Annotated in this window: 19 protein-coding genes; 10 read left to right on the plus strand and 9 right to left on the minus strand. The window is 60.4% G+C overall.

Annotated features, from left to right (window positions below):
* The first annotated feature begins 13 nt into the window (after positions 1–13).
* From PG881_RS04890 to PG881_RS04905, 4 genes are read left to right on the plus strand one after another with little or no spacing between them, the layout of a single operon-like run.
* The gene (locus tag PG881_RS04890) at positions 14–1,096 is read left to right on the plus strand and encodes a hypothetical protein (protein WP_144439523.1); all 1,083 of its coding nucleotides are present in this window, start codon (positions 14–16) and stop codon (positions 1,094–1,096) included.
* On the plus strand, positions 1,080–2,147 hold the full coding sequence (locus PG881_RS04895) for a galactosyltransferase-related protein (protein ID WP_270798309.1): 1,068 nt from the start codon (positions 1,080–1,082) through the stop codon (positions 2,145–2,147). Before PG881_RS04890 ends, PG881_RS04895 begins: the two co-directional genes overlap by 17 nt.
* A gap of 22 nt (positions 2,148–2,169) precedes the next feature.
* The gene (locus PG881_RS04900) at positions 2,170–4,254 is read left to right on the plus strand and encodes a capsular polysaccharide biosynthesis protein (RefSeq protein WP_026141306.1); all 2,085 of its coding nucleotides are present in this window, start codon (positions 2,170–2,172) and stop codon (positions 4,252–4,254) included.
* Between the two features lie 7 nt (positions 4,255–4,261).
* Positions 4,262–5,575: a capsule biosynthesis protein gene (locus tag PG881_RS04905; protein ID WP_270798312.1), complete on the plus strand. Its 1,314-nt coding sequence runs from the start codon at positions 4,262–4,264 to the stop codon at positions 5,573–5,575.
* 60 nt (positions 5,576–5,635) lie between these two features.
* Here PG881_RS04905 and PG881_RS04910 read toward each other — a convergent pair whose 3' ends face one another.
* The 4 genes from PG881_RS04910 to PG881_RS04925 form a co-directional block, all read right to left on the minus strand.
* Positions 5,636–6,328 carry an ABC transporter permease gene (locus PG881_RS04910; protein ID WP_011705577.1) on the minus strand — a complete coding sequence of 231 codons (693 nt, stop codon included), beginning with the start codon at positions 6,326–6,328 and terminating at the stop codon, positions 5,636–5,638.
* A gap of 3 nt (positions 6,329–6,331) precedes the next feature.
* On the minus strand, positions 6,332–7,072 hold the full coding sequence (locus PG881_RS04915; protein ID WP_011705576.1) for an ABC transporter permease: 741 nt from the start codon (positions 7,070–7,072) through the stop codon (positions 6,332–6,334).
* 204 nt (positions 7,073–7,276) lie between these two features.
* Positions 7,277–8,050: an ABC transporter substrate-binding protein gene (locus tag PG881_RS04920; RefSeq protein ID WP_011705575.1), complete on the minus strand. Its 774-nt coding sequence runs from the start codon at positions 8,048–8,050 to the stop codon at positions 7,277–7,279.
* 65 nt (positions 8,051–8,115) lie between these two features.
* On the minus strand, positions 8,116–8,886 hold the full coding sequence (locus PG881_RS04925) for an ABC transporter ATP-binding protein (RefSeq protein ID WP_011705574.1): 771 nt from the start codon (positions 8,884–8,886) through the stop codon (positions 8,116–8,118).
* Between the two features lie 533 nt (positions 8,887–9,419).
* Between PG881_RS04925 and PG881_RS04930 the strand changes: the two genes are divergently transcribed.
* Entirely contained in the window at positions 9,420–10,322 is a 903-nt protein-coding gene (locus PG881_RS04930) for a lysine exporter LysO family protein (protein WP_060389686.1), read from the plus strand.
* Positions 10,323–10,431: 109 nt separating this feature from the next.
* On the opposite strand, the gene iadA is transcribed toward PG881_RS04930, so the two are convergent.
* Positions 10,432–11,562, minus strand: a complete 1,131-nt coding sequence (iadA, locus tag PG881_RS04935) for a beta-aspartyl-peptidase (RefSeq protein WP_270798314.1) — start codon at positions 11,560–11,562, stop codon at positions 10,432–10,434.
* A 176-nt stretch (positions 11,563–11,738) separates the two neighbouring features.
* On the opposite strand from iadA, the gene PG881_RS04940 reads away from it, so the two are divergent.
* A complete protein-coding gene (locus PG881_RS04940) occupies positions 11,739–12,359 on the plus strand; it encodes an acyl carrier protein phosphodiesterase (RefSeq protein WP_171280402.1) in 621 nt (206 codons plus the stop codon).
* Positions 12,360–12,395: 36 nt separating this feature from the next.
* Here PG881_RS04940 and PG881_RS04945 read toward each other — a convergent pair whose 3' ends face one another.
* The 3 genes from PG881_RS04945 to arsC all read right to left on the minus strand — a co-directional run bounded on the left by PG881_RS04945 (position 12,396) and on the right by arsC (position 14,505).
* The gene (locus PG881_RS04945; protein ID WP_270798316.1) at positions 12,396–13,466 is read right to left on the minus strand and encodes a linear amide C-N hydrolase; all 1,071 of its coding nucleotides are present in this window, start codon (positions 13,464–13,466) and stop codon (positions 12,396–12,398) included.
* 296 nt (positions 13,467–13,762) lie between these two features.
* A complete protein-coding gene (locus PG881_RS04950; RefSeq protein WP_270798319.1) occupies positions 13,763–14,158 on the minus strand; it encodes a DUF2069 domain-containing protein in 396 nt (131 codons plus the stop codon).
* Positions 14,155–14,505 (minus strand): arsenate reductase (glutaredoxin), encoded by a 351-nt coding sequence (gene arsC / locus PG881_RS04955; protein WP_270798323.1) that lies wholly within the window; start codon positions 14,503–14,505, stop codon positions 14,155–14,157. The genes PG881_RS04950 and arsC overlap by 4 nt, the downstream gene beginning before the upstream one ends.
* Positions 14,506–14,565: 60 nt before the next feature.
* Between arsC and PG881_RS04960 the strand changes: the two genes are divergently transcribed.
* Positions 14,566–15,048 carry a TlpA family protein disulfide reductase gene (locus tag PG881_RS04960; RefSeq protein ID WP_270798326.1) on the plus strand — a complete coding sequence of 161 codons (483 nt, stop codon included), beginning with the start codon at positions 14,566–14,568 and terminating at the stop codon, positions 15,046–15,048.
* Between the two features lie 125 nt (positions 15,049–15,173).
* Here PG881_RS04960 and PG881_RS04965 read toward each other — a convergent pair whose 3' ends face one another.
* On the minus strand, positions 15,174–16,628 hold the full coding sequence (locus PG881_RS04965; RefSeq protein WP_442866398.1) for a beta-barrel assembly-enhancing protease: 1,455 nt from the start codon (positions 16,626–16,628) through the stop codon (positions 15,174–15,176).
* Between the two features lie 128 nt (positions 16,629–16,756).
* Here PG881_RS04965 and PG881_RS04970 point away from each other — a divergent pair, with 128 nt between their 5' ends.
* Genes PG881_RS04970 through PG881_RS04980 form a run of 3 tightly spaced genes read left to right on the plus strand, consistent with a single transcriptional unit; the run spans position 16,757 to position 18,928 of the window.
* Positions 16,757–16,999, plus strand: coding sequence for a sulfurtransferase TusA family protein (locus tag PG881_RS04970; protein ID WP_252452075.1), 243 nt, complete (start codon positions 16,757–16,759; stop codon positions 16,997–16,999).
* Between the two features lie 15 nt (positions 17,000–17,014).
* Entirely contained in the window at positions 17,015–18,085 is a 1,071-nt protein-coding gene (locus PG881_RS04975) for an AI-2E family transporter (RefSeq protein WP_029301299.1), read from the plus strand.
* Positions 18,086–18,124: 39 nt separating this feature from the next.
* A complete protein-coding gene (locus PG881_RS04980) occupies positions 18,125–18,928 on the plus strand; it encodes a MipA/OmpV family protein (protein WP_270798329.1) in 804 nt (267 codons plus the stop codon).
* The last annotated feature ends 117 nt before the right edge of the window (positions 18,929–19,045 follow it).

Here is a 19,045-nt window from a genome sequence, read left to right on the forward strand (position 1 = left end):
GAGCGGGTGTTTAATGTCTCAGCTTGTACCTGGATACTCTGGATATATTGGAAATGATAAAAATAAAAATGAAGATCTCGCCTATATAAATGTTAAAGATAGCGATCGTCTTCTTGTTTTTCTTAACGGAGCAATTAGCAGGAGTATAAAGCACCCTCCTGTATTTCAACGAAAGACATGGCTAGACTATATACCTCATACTTCAGTGATAATTCCAGATAGAACTGTTGAGATAAATGACTCTCTGGAATTGGCTTGGTATCTAGGTGTTAATGGAAGTGACTATTTAATAAAAGTCATTTCTTATGTTTCTAGTCTTGCGCTTGAACTTGGAATAAAAAACAGCAGAATTACATTCTACGGTTCTTCCGGTGGTGGTTACGCTGCTATTTTAGCAAGCACACTCTTAGTTGGCAGCAATGCGATTGTCATAAATCCTCAGATATATCTCAATAGGTATATAAAACGCGTTTATGACAAGTTTCTCAATGATACGGGGCATAATGAAGACTATTTGTTTTTGGATGCTACTAAATTAATGCTTGAGTGTAATTACATCCCACCAATAAAATACTTTCAGAATGTAATGGATAAGCTGCATTATCAACATCACTACATTCCATTTGTACGTTGGTATGCAGAAAACGCGACCCTTCTAAATAAGAAGGGAACTGTATCGTTTATAGAAAGCATAGATGATAAAGGGCATAGTGCCATTCCAAATGTGCTGGAGTCACTACCTTTTATTATGGAGGAAAATAGAGAGCAAACCTTCACATTAAACCGTGTGCCAGAGAAAAGCTTAAGTGTATATAAGCTCACTGAGTCGATATGTCTCTATATGGAGTTTGAAAATATCAGCGATAGAGTAGTAGCATATATTAAAAACCCTATTTCACCCACATCTGAACGTATTCTTTCAGAAAAAGGGTGGATGAAGTCACAAAAGCTCGGTTTATGCAAATATATCAAACCAAAAGACTCCCTCAAATTTATGCCATGCTTAAATTTTGGTTCGGTTGAAGATACAATTATTGTGACATTAATAACTTGGTACTGCGAAGGAACGGTTACAGCCAATGTCATCCATCAATAAAAGTGATAACCTGGCCATTGAATTCATAATACCTTACTCATTTAGATTTGAGTCAGATGGAATTTCGCTCAACGTAAGAAAAAATAGATGTTTTTCCTCCATACCTAAAGCCTTTACCTTTTATAGCCATCCATTAGATGACATAATTTCAAATCATAAGCCTTGTGATAAAATAGTACCAACCTTTTCGCCAGCACAAGCTAGAAATAAAATTGTGAAGGGCTTAAAGCATTCTGATGGATATATATTTTTTCAAGATATAGACTTGATTTTATCAAAAAAGCTGGCCGAAACATTATCCACCCAGGCTCTAAAGTTACGTAATCTAAGTAATTTTTCCTTTGAAATGTACCCCTGCCTCTATCTGACCAAGGAAGAGACGGAGCGCTTTGACGGGGATTTTCAGGGCTGCCTGGAGTCCTTCTTGCGTGGTGAAAACCACAGGGTGGAAGGCATCGCCCTGGCCAGCAGCTGTCTGCTGATGAACCGCGAGTGGTTTTTGCAGCTGGGGGGCTTTGATGAGCAGTTTGTCGGCCATGGCGGTGAAGATCTGGAGCTGATAGACAGGCTCACCCGTCATTACCCCATCGGGCCGAGGCCGGATGACTATGCCCTCAATATCAAGGCCCAACATCCGGGGGATTATCAGGGCTTTCGGCGCTATTTCAGCTATTATGCGCTGCCTCATCTGTTTGCCGGCCGGTTTCTGGTGCACCAGTGGCACCCGCGCCCCCTGACTCACCCTTACCACAAGCGGCGAGCAGGCAATGATCAGTTGCTCGAGCAGATGCTCGCCCGCACCGAGGCAGAGCGGGGCCCGCTTAAAGGGCCCGTGGTGCCCTGCAACGACCTTGGGGGGGAGCTGCCGGATTTTCGGGAGTGGATGATCCGCTTGCAGGAAGAGGCAGGCTACCCGGTGCAGGAGTATCCGGGTCTGCTTCGCTGGCAGGATGGCATCAAACCCAAGCGTCCTTTGTGGCGCAAGCTGCGCAAGCTCTACCTCAACCCTCGGGCTTTTTTCAGAGACATGTTCAACCCCAGGTCTCGCTGAACTTTTTATCTGAGCAATTTGCATGACTCTATGGACACAATCCGGCGGCATTATGGCTCGCAGCACCCAGATCGGTGCCTGCCTGGGCCAGCCCCTGGCTCGCTTCACATCCCCTGATGAACCACAGCCAGGTGATGTGCTGATCGGCTGGGGCCAGAAGGCCAATACCCGCCAGATAAAGCAGCAGGCGCAGGCACTGGGCCTGCCTTACTGGCAACTGGAAGACGGCTTTATCGGCTATATCGGCCACCCCGCCAAGGGGGGGATGGCGGTGTCGCTGATCGCCGATCCGGTAGGCATCTATTACGATGCCCGCCAACCCAGCCGGCTCGAACAGCTGATTGCCACCCCTTGCGATGCCGATACGCTGGCGCGGGCCGAGCGACTGATCGGCGAGCTGGTGCGCCTTGGGGTGACCAAGTACAACTGTTATGCCACTCGCCCCGATACCGCCTCAGCCGCCGGGCCCCGTAGCCCGTCAGTTGCCGATGTGAAAGGGCTGCCGACGGCACTGGCTCAACGCCTGCTGCAAGATGCCAGACCCAGAGTCTTGCTGGTCGATCAGGTGGCCGGCGATCTCTCCATCCCCGGTGCGCTCGCCAGCGAAGCCGATTTTGTTGCCATGGTGGAAGCGGCACGTCGCAACCACCCCCATGCCCGTTTGCTGCTGCGCACCCATCCCGATACCCGCTTTGGCAAGAAGAGCGGCGTGTTGGCCAGACTGAAGCTCAGCGATGTGGAGGTCGTGGCCGACCATTGTCATCCCCACGCGCTGCTGAGCCTGGTGGATGCCGTCTATACCGTCTCATCCCAGCTCGGCTTCGAGGGGCTGCTGCTGGGCAAGCCGGTCTACTGCTTCGGCATGCCGTTTTATGCCGGCTGGGGGCTGACTCACGACAGCAAACAGTGCGAACGCCGCAACCTGCAGGTGTCGCTGACCCAGCTGGTGGCGGCGGCCTTGATCCACTACCCGCGCTACCTTGACCCCGTGCTTGGCCAACGCTGCGAAGTGGAAGAGGTGGTCGCTATCATCGCCCGCCAACAAAAACCCGCTCCCCGTTGGCGCAGGCTCTACCTGGTCGGTTTCTCGCTGTGGAAGCGCGCCTTTATGCAGGCATTTTGCCATCACCTGGCCGAGGAGCTTCGTTTTGTTCGCAAGCCTCCCAAGCGGTTGACTGGCGATGAGCAGGTGTTGGTCTGGGGTAGCCGCCACCCTGACCTCACCTCTGCCATCCGGGTGGAAGATGGTTTTATCCGCTCTCGCGGGCTGGGTTCCAACCTGTGTCGTCCCTCTTCCCTCTCCATCGATCCGGTGGGGATCTACTTTGACTGCCGCACCCCAAGCGGGCTCGAGCAGCTGCTCAATTACCAGCAACTGACCGAGCAGGAGGTCATGCGAGGCCAGGCTCTACTTGACCTGCTCAAGCGACACGGCGTCAGCAAATACAATGTGGGCACAGTGCAACCGTTCACACCGCCGAGCGATGGTCGTACGCGGGTGTTGGTGGTGGGCCAGGTCGATGGGGATGCCTCCATCCTGACCGGCAGCCCGACCATTCGCAGCAATGAGCAGTTGCTGTGGGCCGTGCGGGCCGCCAAACCCGAAGCCCATATTATCTACAAGCCGCATCCGGATGTGGTGGCAGGCAATCGGGCCGGAGCCATTTCGGCAGCCTGCCTGGCGGAGTGCGTCGATAGCCAGGTGCTCGATATCGGCCTGACCAGCCTCTATCCCCATGTGGATGAGCTGCATACCATGACCTCCCTGAGCGGGTTCGAGGCACTGGTGCAAGGGGTCAAGGTCACCACCTGGGGCCAGCCTTTCTACAGTGGCTGGGGCCTGACCACGGATGCCCACCCTCCTGTTCGTCGCCAGCGCAATCTGCCTTTGGCAGCCCTGGTCTATCTGACCCTGGTGGCTTATCCGCTCTATATCGACTGGCAGACCGGACTCTGGATAAGCCCGGAGCAGTTGATCCGCCAGCTGGCGCAGCAGGGCCACTCCTCGACCCAGAAATCGAGCCGCTGGCAACGCTGGCAGATCAAGCTGAGTTATCTGGCCCAGACCCTGTGGCAGCGCCCATCCCTCCCCCAGCTCATGAGATAAGCCGTACATGAAGATTTTGTTGTTGCAAGGGCCGCTCGGCCCCTTCTTCCAGACCCTGAGCCAGGCATTGAGCGATGCCGGCCACCAGGTGTACAAGATCCATTTCAACGGGGGGGATGAGTGCTGGCCATGCGTCGGCCATAACGAGCGTTTTACCGGCAAGCCGGAGAGCTGGAACACCTTTTTTCGCCGCTTCATCAAGCGCAACGGCATCGACAGCCTGATCTGCTACGGGGATTGCCGCTATTACCATCTGCAGGCCATTCGTATCTGCAAGCAGAAGAAGGTAGCCGTCTGGGCCATGGAAGAGGGGTATCTGCGTCCCGACTACGTGACGCTGGAGCAAGGTGGCGTCAACGCCTTCAGCCCGCTCTATGCCAAGCGCGACAAGCTGGCCGAGCTGACCTGGCCTGAGCCCTATCAGGCACAGCTGCAGGTGGGCAAGACCTTTGCCCGGCGTGCCTGGTATGCCAGCCGCTATCACATCAACAAGAGCCTGTTTCGCTGGCGCTATCCTCACTTTGTCAACCACAGACCCTGGAGCCTGTATCAGGAAGCCAGCGGCTGGGTTGCCGGTGGCTTGGTGAAATGGCGTTACCGCTGGGCAGACCGCCGTTTGCTGAAAGCCTTGCCGGCACACAAGGGGCATATCTTCTTTGTCCCTCTGCAGGTCACCGAAGACTTCCAGATCCGCGAACATTCAGATTTGAGCGGTGTCGAGGAGATGGTGGCACAGGTGATGAACTCGTTTGCCGAGCATGCCCGCCACGAGGATGTACTGCTGTTCAAGCACCACCCCATGGACCGGGGTTATGTCAGCTACCAGTCCCAGATAAACCGGTTGGTCACCCTGCTCGGGCTGGAAGGGCGGGTATTCTATGGCTATGACCTGCCGCTGCCGGCACTCTATCCCCTGCTCAAAGGGGTCATCACCATCAACAGCACGGTTGGTCTCTCCGCCCTGCTGCACGATGTGCCGACCTTCTGCATGGGGCGTGCCCTCTATGATCTGCCGGGGCTCACGACCCGCGGTACGCTGGAGAAGTTCTGGCACAAGCAGAGCCCGGTCTGCAGCGAGACGTTCGAACGCATGCGCCAGTCCCTGCTGCATCTGACCCAGATCAATGCCAGCTTCTATCGGCATCTGGAGATCGGAGCCATGGCCGTGGTGCAGAAGATCCAGCAGCACGACGAACAGCGCATGCCGAACAGGCAGAGCAAGCGCGCCATTAATCCAGCCGGGCTTATCGGTGCCCTCGGTATGTTGGGTTCATTTGGGTTTGCGGCGGACGAGATGTTGGCGCCTCTTGGCATGCTGTGACGCTTGTTCCCTGTCTTGACCAACAAAAAAGCCCGCAATTGCGGGCTTTTTTTATGGCGTTTACACGGTGCGGGGGCGCAGGTGGGCGTGCCAGCGGGCTTCCCATTTCTTGAACAGCCAGACGATGACGAAGGTCAGCAGCATGTAGAGCAGGCCGGCGGTCAGGAACGCTTCGAACGGGCTGTAGTAGCGGGAGTTGATGATCCGCGCGGCGCCGGTCAGGTCGACGATGGTGATGATGCCCGCCACCGCCGAGCCCTGCAGCATGAAGATCACCTCGTTGCTGTAGGCCGGCAGTGCCCGACGAAACGAGTTGGGCAAAATGATCCGGGTCAGGGTCTGCCAGCGGGTCATGCCGAAGGCGTTGGCCGCTTCAATCTGCCCCTTGGGCATGTTGAGCACGGCGCCGCGCACGATCTCGGCGGTGTAGGCCCCGGTGTTCAGGGTGAACGCCAGCAGGGCGCAGAACCAGGCTTCGGCAAACAGATCCCAGGCGACGCTGTTTTTCAGCCACTCCCACTGGGCGGCGCCGTAGTAGATGATGAACAGCTGCACCAGCAGCGGGGTGCCGCGAAAGAAGTAGATGTAGGCCCAGATCGGCCCCTTGATCAGCCAGTTGCGGCTGTTGCGCAGGATACCGAGCGGCACCGCCAGCATCAGCCCGAGGATCAGGGAAGCCGCCACCAGCAGTACCGTGGTGTAGAGGCCCTGCCAGTAGGTGGGCCATTCGGTGAGAATGATTGAGAAATCCATGGCTTACCTCGTCTTTATCGCATAGTGACGCTCGGCCCATTTCAGTGCCGAGGTGGAGACCGCAGTGAAGATCAGGAAGATCAGGGCCACCGCCATGTAGAAGGTGAAGGGCAGCTGGGTCGAGCCCGCCGCCAGGGACGCTTTGCGCACCATGTCATCGAGCCCGATGATGGAGACCAGCGCCGTGGTTTTCAGCAAGACCAGCCAGTTGTTGCCAAACCCTGGCAGGGCGTGACGCATCATCTGGGGAAACAGGATCCGCACAAACACCTGGGTGGCCCGCATGCCGAAGGCCCGGGCCGCTTCCAGCTCGCCCTTGTCCACCGCCAGGATGGCGCCGCGGAAGGTCTCGGTCATGTAGGCGCCGAAGATGAAGCCGATGGTGGCCACCCCGGCCGCAAACGGGCTGATGTCGATGTAATCGGGTAGCAGGGAGACCCACTCCTGGTTGGGATTGCTCGCCAGCAGGTAGTTGTTGTAGCTCTCGTTGACCCAGGTACAGAGGTTGTTGATGAGCACCTGGCCGCCGAAGAACAGCAGCATCATCAGCACCAGATCGGGGATGCCGCGAATGACGGTGGTGTAGGCGGTGGCAAAACCGCGGGCCCATTTATAAGGGGAGAGCTTGGCCAGCGCCCCCAGCATGCCGAGCACCAGCGCCAGCAGCAGGGAGGCCAGCGCTACTTCCAGCGTGACCCAGGCCCCCTCCAGCAGGGAGGTTTCGTATCCTTTCAAATCAAACATATGCGGCTCCATTGCAACTCATTGAGCGGGATATCCCGTCCCAATATCCTTTCAAACCAAACACATGCAGCTCCATTGCAACTAAGCGGGCCCATCGCTCCCTTGCGAGAGACAACGGGCCCGATGACTACAGACTAGGGTCAACCTGTCGTGATGATTCGCCGCAATTGCGCCGGCGGCTACCGGGGTAGCGCGCCTTCGGGGTTACTCGCCGTACACGTCGAAGTCGAAGTACTTGTCGTTGATCGCCTTGTACTTGCCGTTGGCACGCAGCGCCAGGATGGCGGCGTTGAATTTCTCTTTCAGATCCTTGTCGGCCTTGCGCACCGCGATGCCGGCACCCTCGCCAAACCACTTGGGATCGGTCAGTTTCGGGCCGATGAACTCGAACGCATCGCCACCCTCTTTCTTGAGCAAACCGTCGCTGATGGCGGCGGAGTCGGCCATCACGTAGTCAACCCGGCCGGATTTCAGATCGAGATAGGCCTCGTCTGCAGTGCCATAACGCTTGATGGTGGCGTTGGGGAAGTTGTCGGTGATGTAGGTGTCCATGGAGGTGGCGCGCTGCACGGCCACTGTCTTGCCACTCATGAACTCCTTGTCGAGCTTGATCTCGGTGCCCTTCTTGGCAGCGAAGCGGGCCGGAATGTGCTGGTACTTCTGGGTGAAGTCCACCTTCTTCTTGCGCTCTTCGGTGATGTCCATGGTGGCGATGATGGCGTCATACTTGCGCGACAGCAGCGCCGGAATGATACCGTCCCAGTCCTGTTTGATCAGGGTACACTTCACCTTCATCTCCTCGCACAGGGCGTTGGCGATGTCGATGTCGAAACCTTTCACCTCGCCGCTCGGCTCGGTCCAGGAGAAGGGGGGATAGGCACCTTCCACCCCGATCCGCACCTCTTTCCACTCCTTGGCCATCAGGCTGCCGGAAGACAGGGCAGTGACTATGGCGGTCGCCAGCATCAGCTTGTTCATGTATCTCTCCTTGATAAAATCATCGACTGTTGCAATTGCAGATTATTGGGGATCAGCCCCGGCCATCAATAGATGGAGGAGATGAATTGCTTGAACCGCTCGGACTTGGGATGGGCGAAGATCTCCTTGGGATTGCCCTCCTCCTCCACGCGGCCCTGATGCAAAAACATTACCTTGTTCGACACATCGCGGGCAAACGACATCTCATGGGTCACCACCAGCATGGTGCGCCCCTCTTCGGCCAGCTCGCGCATCAGGCCGAGTACTTCACCTACCAGCTCGGGATCGAGCGCCGAGGTGGGTTCGTCAAACAGCATCACCTCGGGCTCCACCGCCAGCGCCCGGGCAATGGCCGCCCGCTGCTGCTGACCGCCGGAGAGGTGGCCTGGGTAGTAGTCGCGCCGCTCCCACAATCCCACCCGGTTGAGCAGGTGTTCCGCCTTGGCCATCGCCTCGGCGCGGGGCACCTTGAGCACCTGGATCGGCACCTCGATGATGTTCTGCATGATGGTCATGTGGGACCAGAGATTGAAGCTTTGAAACACCATGGCCAAGCGGCTGCGAATGCGCTCCACCTGGCGCACGTCCTCCGGCAACCGTTCACCGGCCCGGTTGGTTTTCATGCGAATAAGTTCGCCATGGAGGGAAACCGTGCCGGAAGAGGGGGTTTCCAGCAGATTGATACAGCGAAGAAAGGTCGACTTCCCCGAACCGGAGGAGCCGATAAGGGAGATGACATCCCCCTTGTGGGCGGTCATATCGATGCCCTTGAGCACTTCGTGGGTGCCGAAATACTTGTGCAGATCACGAACTTCCAGTGCGGCAACGTCGCTCATCCATTACAACCTTGTCTGTCCCTAGACGCCGCTGGGGCGTGACTCACGCCATCGCTTATTTAACAAAAAGTTAACCGATGGCAACCTTCAGCGAAAATATCACTCGGATAGTTAAAAAACAATACAGAACCGAGGTCTTTGGTGTTTTGTCTGTATTTTTATTGGCCAAACAGGTATTTTTCAGCACTTTGTCTGCATAAAACGCTAATCCACCCTGCCTGACGACACCGCCTTTTTATACCCACAGCGCAAGGCTGGCAAGAAGATTCCTACGTTTTGGCCGCAAGCCACCCAGATTGACTTTATTCAACCATGCAGTACACGCATCCTGTTGAAAAATGGGCCTGTCAGACCCCGTTCTGGCTGCACCAGAATGGGCCGGCGCCCCAACAGCGGGCCTCATTTCGCACCAAAAACATAACATATTGATAAAAAAGCGCCGGATGGAGCAGGCAAACACACAAATATGTGACGCAGGCCCAATAAGTGATGATAAGGTGTCATTTTTGTCAGTTTTTGTGATCGAGGCCCCGATGTTGCTCAATGTGTTGCTGATCCTGCTGCCGCTGGTAATCGGCTATCTGGTACCCCTCTCCTCTGCCCGTTTGATCAAGCTGGTCAATCAATCGCTGGGCAAGATGGTCTATCTCATTTTGTTCCTGATGGGGCTGGGGCTCGCCTACGTGGAAAACCTGGGCAGCAATCTGGCGGTGATCTTCAAGGTGGCCGGGGTGATGCTCGCCGCCATTACCCTGTGCAACCTGCTGGCCCTCTGGTGGCTGGACAGACGCTCCCCTCCCACCCACGAGGCCAGCGACGGCCCGATGCCGAGCAAGCTGCATCTGCTATGGGAGTCGCTGCAGCTCTGTTTCGTGGTGCTGGGCGGCGTCTTGCTGGGACTGCTGGTCGACTTGCGTGCCCTGCCCATCGACAAATGGAGCGAGTGGGCGCTGATGCTGCTGCTGTTTCTCATCGGGGTGCAGATGCGCAACTCCGGCATGCGGCTGCGCCAGATCCTGCTCAACCCCTGGGGCATGAAGATCGCCGTCACCGTCATCCTCAGCAGCTGGCTGGGCAGCCTGCTGGCCGCCCAGCTGCTCGGCATGCCGCTGACCCACGGCCTGGCCCTCAGCTCCAGCTTCGGCTGGTATTCGCTCTCCGGCATCCTGGTGGCCGACAAGCTGGGCCCGGTGCTGGGCTCCGCCGCCTTCATCAACGATCTGGGCCGCGAGCTCATCGCCATCCTGATCATTCCGATGCTGATGCGCCGCCATCCCTCCGCCGCCATCGGCTATGGCGGCGCCACGGCGCTGGACTTCACCCTGCCGGTCATCCAGAAATCCGGCGGCATCCAGGTGGTGCCGGTGGCCATCGTCTCCGGCTTTATCCTGAGCCTGCTCGGCCCGATCCTGATCCTGGGCTTCCTGGCCATCTGATTGCCCCTGAGCCACCCACCGTCAACAACGACAAGCCCGGCACTGCTGCCGGGCTTGTCGTTTAAAAGAGGGGAGCGGGCATGACAGCCCCGCCGTCAACCACCGGCCTTCAGGTGCGCCAGCGACCGCCGCTCATCACCCGCTCGATGGTAAGCGTATCGGGGTCGATCAGCAGCAGATCCGCATCCTGCCCCACCGCCAGCGTGCCCTTGGTCGCCAGCCCCAGCGCCCTGGCCGGATTGGTCGTCACCACCGCCAGCGCCACCTCCAGCGCGACCCCCTTGTCGCAACTCTCCACCAGCGCCTGCCACAGGCTGTCTATCTGGCCGCAACGCAGCTCGATGAGGCGCCCTTCACCATCGAAGCGCGGCAGGCTGGCGTTGGCGTCCGAGCTGAAGCTGATACGATCGGCGGGTACCCCGGCCGCCAGCAACTCCACCAGGGCGTCGGCCGCCAGCCGCTCGCCATCGTCCAGCAAGTCCGGAAAGCTCGAGGTGGTGAGATCGACCCAGCCGCCGGCCCGCCCCCACTCGATGGCCTCGGCAAACAGCCAGGGGTTGCGGTTGCAGTGGGTGGGATAGAGCTGGCGCAGCGGGATGTCGGTGCCATCGCGCAAAGCCCGCAGCGGCGCCAGCGCCCCGCGCCCGTCCCCCAGATGAAAGAAGCTGACCCCGCTCTTGCCGGCAAGCAGCCCGGCCACCCGCGCCTCGCTCACCAGACGGGCCAGCTCGTCGTAGGTCGGCGCACTGGATCTGTGATCGCTGATGGCCACCTCCCCCACCCCCAGCACCTCGGGAATAAGCATGATGTCGGACTCCACCGTGCCGGTGAGGGTCTTGACCGGCAGATGGTAGGAGCCGGTATACATGAAGGCGCTCACCCCGGCGGCGCGAAACTCGCGCACCTTGCCGAGCACCTGGGCCGGGCTGCGGGTCAGGCTGTCGGTACCAAGCGCCGCCACCAGGGTAGTGACCCCTGCGCTCAGCGCCTCCCTTGCCGCCAGCTCCGGCGTGCGAAAACCAAAGCCCCCCTCGCCGCCACCGCCGGTGATGTGGGCCAGCGGATCCACCAGCCCAGGCACCAGATAGCGGCCGCGGGCATCCACCCGCGTCAGCGGCCAGTCGGCGGGGACTGACAAGCCCCGGCCGAGCCAGGCGATGCGGCCATCGGCCACCAGCAGATCCTGGCGGCCCAGCGCAGTCGGGCCGTAGAGTTCGGCGCCCTCGATCAGGGTCAACATGTGCATGCTCCTCGTGATGATGATGGGCGCCACAAAGCGCCAGCCATGCTGCACTCTACCCAGCCGGCGGTCATGGAGGGAAGCACTTCCTCACGGCCAAGCGCCCGTTCCCGTGGGCAAGGGCCGCCGGATCCGCTAGGCTCAGCGACAATCCCCCCTGACTGACTTAACCCTTCATGAACTATCTCGCTCACCTGCATCTGGCAGCCCATACCCACAGCTCCCTCACCGGCAACCTGCTGGGGGATTTCGTCAAGGGCGCCCTGCCAAGCGCGCTCGGCACCGAACTCGACGAGGGGATCTGGCTGCACCGCAAGATAGACGCCTTCACCGACAGTCACCCCGAACACAGGGCGGCAGTGGCCTGCTTCGAGGCCCCCTGGCGCCGCTTTGGCGGTATCCTGGTGGACATGCTCTATGACCACTGGCTCAGCCTGCACTGGCCGCAGTTTCATGACGAGGCCCTGCCCCGCTTCCTGCAGCAGAGTTACCGGCACCTGCTGGTGGATGCGGAGCGTCTGCCGGATGGGTTGCCACTGCCCCTCAGACGGATGGCGGAGCAGAACTGGATCGCCTCCTATCAGCACAAAGAGGGGCTGGCGCAGGCCCTCAACGGCATCGGCCGCCGGCTGCGCCGCCCCCTGCCGCTCGGCGATGCACTGCTCACCCTCAAGCAAGCGCAATGGCAAGGGTGCGAGGCGGGCTTTCTGCGCTTCTACCCCCAGCTGATGAGCCACAGCGTGCAGCAGCTGGCCCACTATCGCGAGACCGGCGGCCACGCAGGCTTGCGGCCATAAAAAAGGCCCCGTGAGGGGCCTTCTACCAACTCTTGATCAGGCCCCTGGCGTGGCTGGCAGGAAGCTGAACGCCTTGGCCGGCACAAACTTGTCCGCCGTTTCCCCCGCATAGAGCTGACGCTCGGTCAGCGGGAGTTTCTTGACCGGGGCGCCAACACTCAGATCCAGCTGGTCCATGCTCACCCAGAAGGTGTTGGGCAGATGGGTCAGCTCGAAGAAGTAGCGGCGATGCTGTTGATCCGACACGCTGCGCCACAGGGTGGTGGAGATGTTGGGTTGATCCGGGGTGCTGATCCCCATGGGCACCGAGACGTTGCGCATCACGCTCATCACACCGGCCACGGCCTCATTGGCCTGATCCGTCTTGGGCAGGGTCTTGATATAAAAAGAGGCCCGGGCGAAACGATCCGCCGACCGGTTGGTGCCCGGCAGCATGGTGAGCCCGCCTATCTCCTCCCAGTACTCATTGAGTGCCAGCTGCTTGTCGAACACGGGGGAGTTGGTCATCACCTGATAGCTGCGGTCGTGGTGGATCTGCAACTTGCCATCCACGTACTGGAAAATGGCCGAGTCACCGCTGGCATCCGAGATGGAGAGGTGCAGCTGGCCCGGCTTGCCATCCGGCGTCAGGGTGGTCACCACATAGAACTCGTCCTTCGACAGGGCGGCGACCGCCTCGCTGACGGTGGCAAAATTGTCCAGCACATACTGGGCCCAGAGGGAGATGGAGAGCGTCTTGCGCGGATCCTGGTCACTCGGAGTCACATACTCGGACTCGGTCAGGTAGAGCAGGTTGGCCACCAACCCCTCTTCATTCATGCCATCGGCGGTACCCGCGTCAAAACCCGCGGCGACCAGGGAGCCATAGCGCGCGTTCCACGTCATGGAGTGCGGCCCGGCCGCCCCGCTCCGATCGATGCCGCGCGGCAAGGCCCAGAGGTTGGTCGGCATGGCGGCGCGCCAGTCCATGGTACGGCCGGTCACCACCAGACCGCCGTCGCCCTGATAAACGGCGCGGGTACAGGCATCGGCCAGCGAGCTGACCGACAGGGCCATGGTCAAGGCCAACAGGGTTTTCTGGAACAGGGGGCGGGATTGGCGTTTCATAGGGTGCATCACTCAAGGCTGGTGAAAAGGACAGGCTAACGGCTGCCGCTGTATGGGAGCTTAATGAGGATAGTCAGCCGCCCGCCCCCCTCCCACCTCGCGGCGGCCAAGATGTGATCAGGTCGACATACTTGCTGCAAGATCAGCGAGATACAGCGGACATCTGCGCTGCCAGCAAGATTTTAACCCACCCGCTGTCACGTCAACCCCGGTCGTGTCATGCCTGGGCAACGCATCCATAAAAAAAACCGGACTCCAGGTCCGGTTTGCACAGGGCAGGCGCACTGACGCGGGCCTCAGTGATCTTGCGCCGAAGGCTCACCCTTCTTCTTGCGAATGCTCAGGCCCAGCTCGCGGCCGCGCAGGCGGGCGTAATAGATGGTGCCGATGAAGGCGAGCACGGTGAACACCAGCTCCACCACCGCCAGCCACCGCTCCCCCTCATCCGTGGTGATCAGGGTGAGGGCGTGCAGGAAGTAGGGCATCAGCACGAAGTTGCCCCAGGCGTGGGTGTAGGGGTTGCCCTGCACGATCCCCTTGAGCGGGAACAGCAGCGGCACCGTCCAGATCACCGGCAGCAGCCAGGGGTTGAGATCCGGGTGGGGCGAGAGCCACAGATGCCAGAGGATGACCCAGCCCAGCAGGCCGAAGAAGCCGACCAGGGTCAGCAGGCGGGCGAAGTGGGTGCTCACTTGAGGATCTCCAGCACCTGCTCGGGCGGGCGGCCGATGCGGGCCTGACCGTTCTTGATCACGATGGGCCGCTCGATGAGCTTGGGATACTGGTGCATGGCGCGAATGAGGGCGTCGCCGCTCACCTCGCCCAGCCCCAGCTCCTTGTAGAGTTCTTCCTTGGTGCGCATCAGCTGACGCGGATCACTGAACCCCAGCTGGCTCAGCAGGGCGCGGATCTCTTCCTCGCTCGGAGCCTGCTCCAGATAGAGCACCACATCCGGGGCGATCCCGTGCTGTTCCAGCAAGGCCAGGGTTTCACGGCTCTTGGAGCAGCGCGGATTGTGGTAAATTTGGGTCTCGCTCATGATAACTCCCTGATTAATCGCAAGATGGGACAAGAAACGGCGCTATTGTAGGGGAAACTGATGGTCAGGGTAAGCGCGAGAGTGCAGGAATTGAAACGAATTTGTTGGCTGATTGTGGCCGGCCTGCTGACAGCCTGCAGCCCGCCCCCTCCGTTCACCGACAGCCAGAACCAGCCGGTGGCCCTGGCCGACTTTGCCGGCAAGCCGCTGTTGGTCAACTACTTCGCCCCCTGGTGTGCCCCCTGCCTGCGGGAGATACCGCTGCTGGAGGCGCTGACTCATGAGGGGCAGATCACGGTGGTGATGGTCAACTACGACCCGGCCACGCCGGCCGAGCTCGCCAAACTGGCCGGGCAGTACCACATCAAGGTGCCGCTGCTCATCGCCCAGCAGGAGGCGAGCCTCCCCTTCCCCCACCCCGCCGGGCTGCCCACCAGCTATCTGCTCGATGGTGAGGGCAAGCTCCAGCAGACCCTGGTGGGCGAGCTCAACCCATCGCGACTCGAAGCCCTCAGGGCATCCGTCAAGTCGGTTGGCCACTGACGCCAAAGCCGCTGGCGACGGCGACGGCGCCAGCCGGCTGGCGTTCCCGCCATTCTCTTCGCCATCATAAAACAACAAGGGCGCACCGAGGTGCGCCCTTGTTGTGGGTGAGAGCCGCTGGCCCGTCAGCCCTTGAGGCTGTCGAGATCCTTCTTGGCCCGCTCCAGCTCGGTGATGCGCGCCTCCAGTCTGGCCAGGGTCAACTTGTCGTTGGTGGTGCCGCGCGCCACGATCAGCTCGTCGATGGCCGCCTGGTAGTCACCGCGCAGGGAGAGCATCTCGGCCCGAGCCATGTGCAGATCGGTCATCCTGCCCGCCTTGCGATAGGCATCGGAGAGCAGGCTCCAGGCCAGGTTGTTCTCTTCGTGCTCGCGGGCATAGGGGTCGAGAATGGCGATGGACTTCTTGTAGTTGCCCCCTTCCAGATAGGCGTTGCCGAGGTTCACCACCACCACCTCGTTGTCCGGCATGCGGGTGCGGAACTTCTCGAGCCGGGCGATGGCCTGGGCGCTGCGCCCCTTGGCCAGGTCGATGTCGGTGAGGGCATCCACCACGAACAGATCCTCGGGGTGGCGAGTCGCCAGCTCCTGCATCAGGGCATCGGCCTCGTCGGTGCGCTTGAGCTGCAGCAGCGCCAGCGCCTTGCCGTAGGTGGCCGCATCCTTGAGCGGGTAGTCCCCCTTCTGCAGGCGGTTGTCGAAATAGCTGAGCAGGGCCTGCGGGCTCTCGGTGCCGAAACGCACCTGGATGCGCACCTTGGCCAGCCAGAAGTCGAGGCTCGGCGGCAGATCCCGGCGACCATAGCTGCCCGCCCGGGCCCGCGCCTCGCTGATCCGGGTCTCCGGCAGCGGGTGCGTCAGCAGCATCTCAGGCGGCTTGCTGGCGTAGCGATACTCGGCCGCCAGCTTCTGGAAGAAGTTGGCCATGCCCATGGGATCGAAACCGGCGTCGTAGAGGGTCTTCATGCCGATCCGGTCCGCTTCGTATTCGTTGTCGCGGGTGTAGTTGATGGCCGACTGCATGGAGAGACCGAGCGTGGTCTGCAGCGCGGCGATGCCCGCGGTGGGGTTGATCACCGCCAGCGCGATGGAGCCCACCAGCCCGGCCAGGGTCATGGCGGAGCTGCTCGCCTGCGCTTCCATGTAGCGGGCGATGTGGCGCTGGGTCACGTGGGTGATTTCGTGCGCCAGTACCGAGGCGAGCTCGCTCTCGCTGTCGGCATAGAGAAACAGGCCGGTGTGCACCTTGACCCGCCCGCCGAGGAAGGCGGCCGCGTTGATGCTGGGGTCGTTGATGAGGAAGAAGGTAAACGGGAAACGCACACCGTCGGCGTTGGAGAGCAGCCGCTGGCCCAGATCGTCGATGTACTGGCTCAAGACGGGATCATCGATGATCGGCAAGCCGGCCCGGGCAAAGCGCATGAAGGCGTTGCCGTAGCGCACCTCCTGCTCGATGGGCAGGGCGGCCACCCCGGCGGTGCCGATGTCGGGAAGCTGGTTGTTGGCCTGGGCATGGAAAGTGGCACCCATCAGGGAAACCAGCAGGGGGAGCGATGCCATCAGGGGGGAAAAGCGTGCCACGTTATCTCTATCTCCAATCAGACCCTACCGGGACACCGGCAGAATACCCTTGCCCATCAAGGGCTACAAGCGTTGTTTCGCGCTCTCATCACGGCCATAATAGCCGCCTCACGCGCGATGGAGCCTCCATGGAATACCTCGACCTGACCCCCTGGCGCTGCCCCGAGCCACTGATCCGGCTCAAGCTCTGGCTGCGTCAGGCCTACGCCGGTCAATCCCTGTCCATCCGGCTGGCCGATGCCGGCTCCCGGCAGGACATTCCCGCCTATCTGCAACGCCAGGGTCATGCCTTCACGTTGCAGGAGGCGCCAGACAATACCCTCTCTTTGCAGTTGGTGGTCGGGGCAAAGCACCACGGCAAGCCCCAGTAACCTAAGGATGTCGCCATGTTAGAAGTCATCAAGCGCTGGTATCAGACCCGTTTCTCCGATCCCGATGCCGTCACCCTGTTCCTGCTGCTGGTGGCCTGTTTCGCCGTGCTCTGGCTGTTCGGTGATCTCTTGGCGCCGCTGCTGGTGGCGCTGGTAATGGCCTACCTGCTGGAGTGGCCGGTGAGCCGGCTGCAGCGGGCCGGGCTCTCGCGCACCCTGGCCACCAGTCTCATCCTGCTGCTGTTCATCGCCCTCACCGCCATGGCGTTCCTCGGGCTCATCCCGACCCTGGCGAGCCAGGGGCTGAACCTCGCCAAGGAGTCGCCAGCCATGCTCTCCCATGCCCAGGACTATGTGCGCACCCTGCCGGAGCAGTACCCCGAGCTCATCAACGTCACCCTGGTGGAGACCATCATCGACAACATCCGCCAGCGCATCCTGACCGGTGGCGAGCAGCTGGTGAGCGCCTCCCTCAGCTCCCTCATCAACGTGGTGGCCATCCTCATCTACGCCATCCTGGTGCCGCTGATGGTGTTCTTCATGCTCAAGGACAAGCAGATCCTGATGGGCGGACTGCGCCGCTTCCTGCCGCGCAACCGCACCCTGGTCAACCGGGTCTGGGTGGAGATGAACGAGCAGATCCTCAACTACATCCGCGGCAAGGTCATCGAGATCCTGATCGTCGGGGTGATCAGCTATGTGGCCTTCGCCATGCTGGGGCTGCGCTACTCGGTGCTGCTGGCGGTGGCGGTCGGCTTCTCGGTGCTGATCCCCTACATAGGCGCTGCGGCGGTGACGGTACCGGTGGCCATGGTGGCCCTGTTCCAGTGGGGACTGACGCCGGAGTTCACCTGGCTGATGGTGGTCTACACCGTTATTCAGGTGCTCACCGGCAACGTGCTGGAGCCCATCCTCTTCTCCGAGGCGCTCAACCTCCATCCGGTGGCCATCATCATCGCCGTGCTGGTGTTCGGCGGCCTGTGGGGATTCTGGGGGGTCTTCTTCGCCATTCCCCTCGCCACCCTGGTCAAGGCGGTGCTCAACGCCTGGCCCAAACGCGAAGAGCTGCCCGCAGCGACCAAATAGTGCGATAGTCGTCCCACCATCAGTGACAACGGAGTGTCCATGCGCGTGTTGCAATCCATCAAACAGGTGGGGCTGGCGGCCCTGCTCCTCACCATGCTGCCAGCCCGGGCCGACATCGACCTCGGCTCGCTGGATCTGCTCTCCAGCGCCAACCCCAGCAGCCCGGTACCGCGGGGGCTGGTGGGCGGCGCCGTCCTCCTCGGCGGGCAGGCCCGCTATCAGGCGCAGGACAACACCCTCTACCCCATCCCGGGCTTTCTCTATTTCGGCGAGCAATTCATGTACCTGGGAGACCGAGCCCGCTACTACCTGCACAAGGATGAGCGCGTCGCCCTCTACGGTTATGGCCGGGTGCGCTTTGGCAACCTGGATCCCGCCGATGAACCGGCGTTTACCGGCATGGACGAGCGCAAGGGGCAGCTGGAAGGGGGGATCGGTGGCAACCTCATCACGCCCTACGCCCTCTTGACCGTGCGGGCCAGCAGCGACATCAGCGGCCGCAGCAAGGGCCAGGAGCTGCTGCTGTGGGCCGATTTTCCCATCCTGCGCGACAACCTGCTGATCATGCCGGGGATGGGGCTGATGCTGCGCAGCGACAAGCTGGCCAACTACTACTTCGGCGGCATCGCCGAGCATGAGGCCACCACCCCGCGCCCGGCCTGGGATACGGGGTCAACCCTCTCCCCCATGGCGGCGCTCATCACCAGCTATCGCTTCAGTCCCGACTGGATCGGCATGTTTGCCATGAACTACGAATGGTATGACGGCGACATCGAGCACAGCCCGCTGGTCCAGCACACTGGCGAACTCTATGCCGGTGTGGGGATCGGCTACATCTGGTAGCCAGCACCGCAGGCAACGACAAGGCCACACACTCGCACAACAAAAAGGGAGCCATCGGCTCCCTTTTTCACGACCATCGTCAGACTGATAGTGCAGCCTACTCAGGCTGCCAATTCA

This window comes from Aeromonas sp. QDB54, assembly GCF_027707385.1.
In the GTDB taxonomy this organism is placed as follows: domain Bacteria; phylum Pseudomonadota; class Gammaproteobacteria; order Enterobacterales; family Aeromonadaceae; genus Aeromonas; species Aeromonas hydrophila.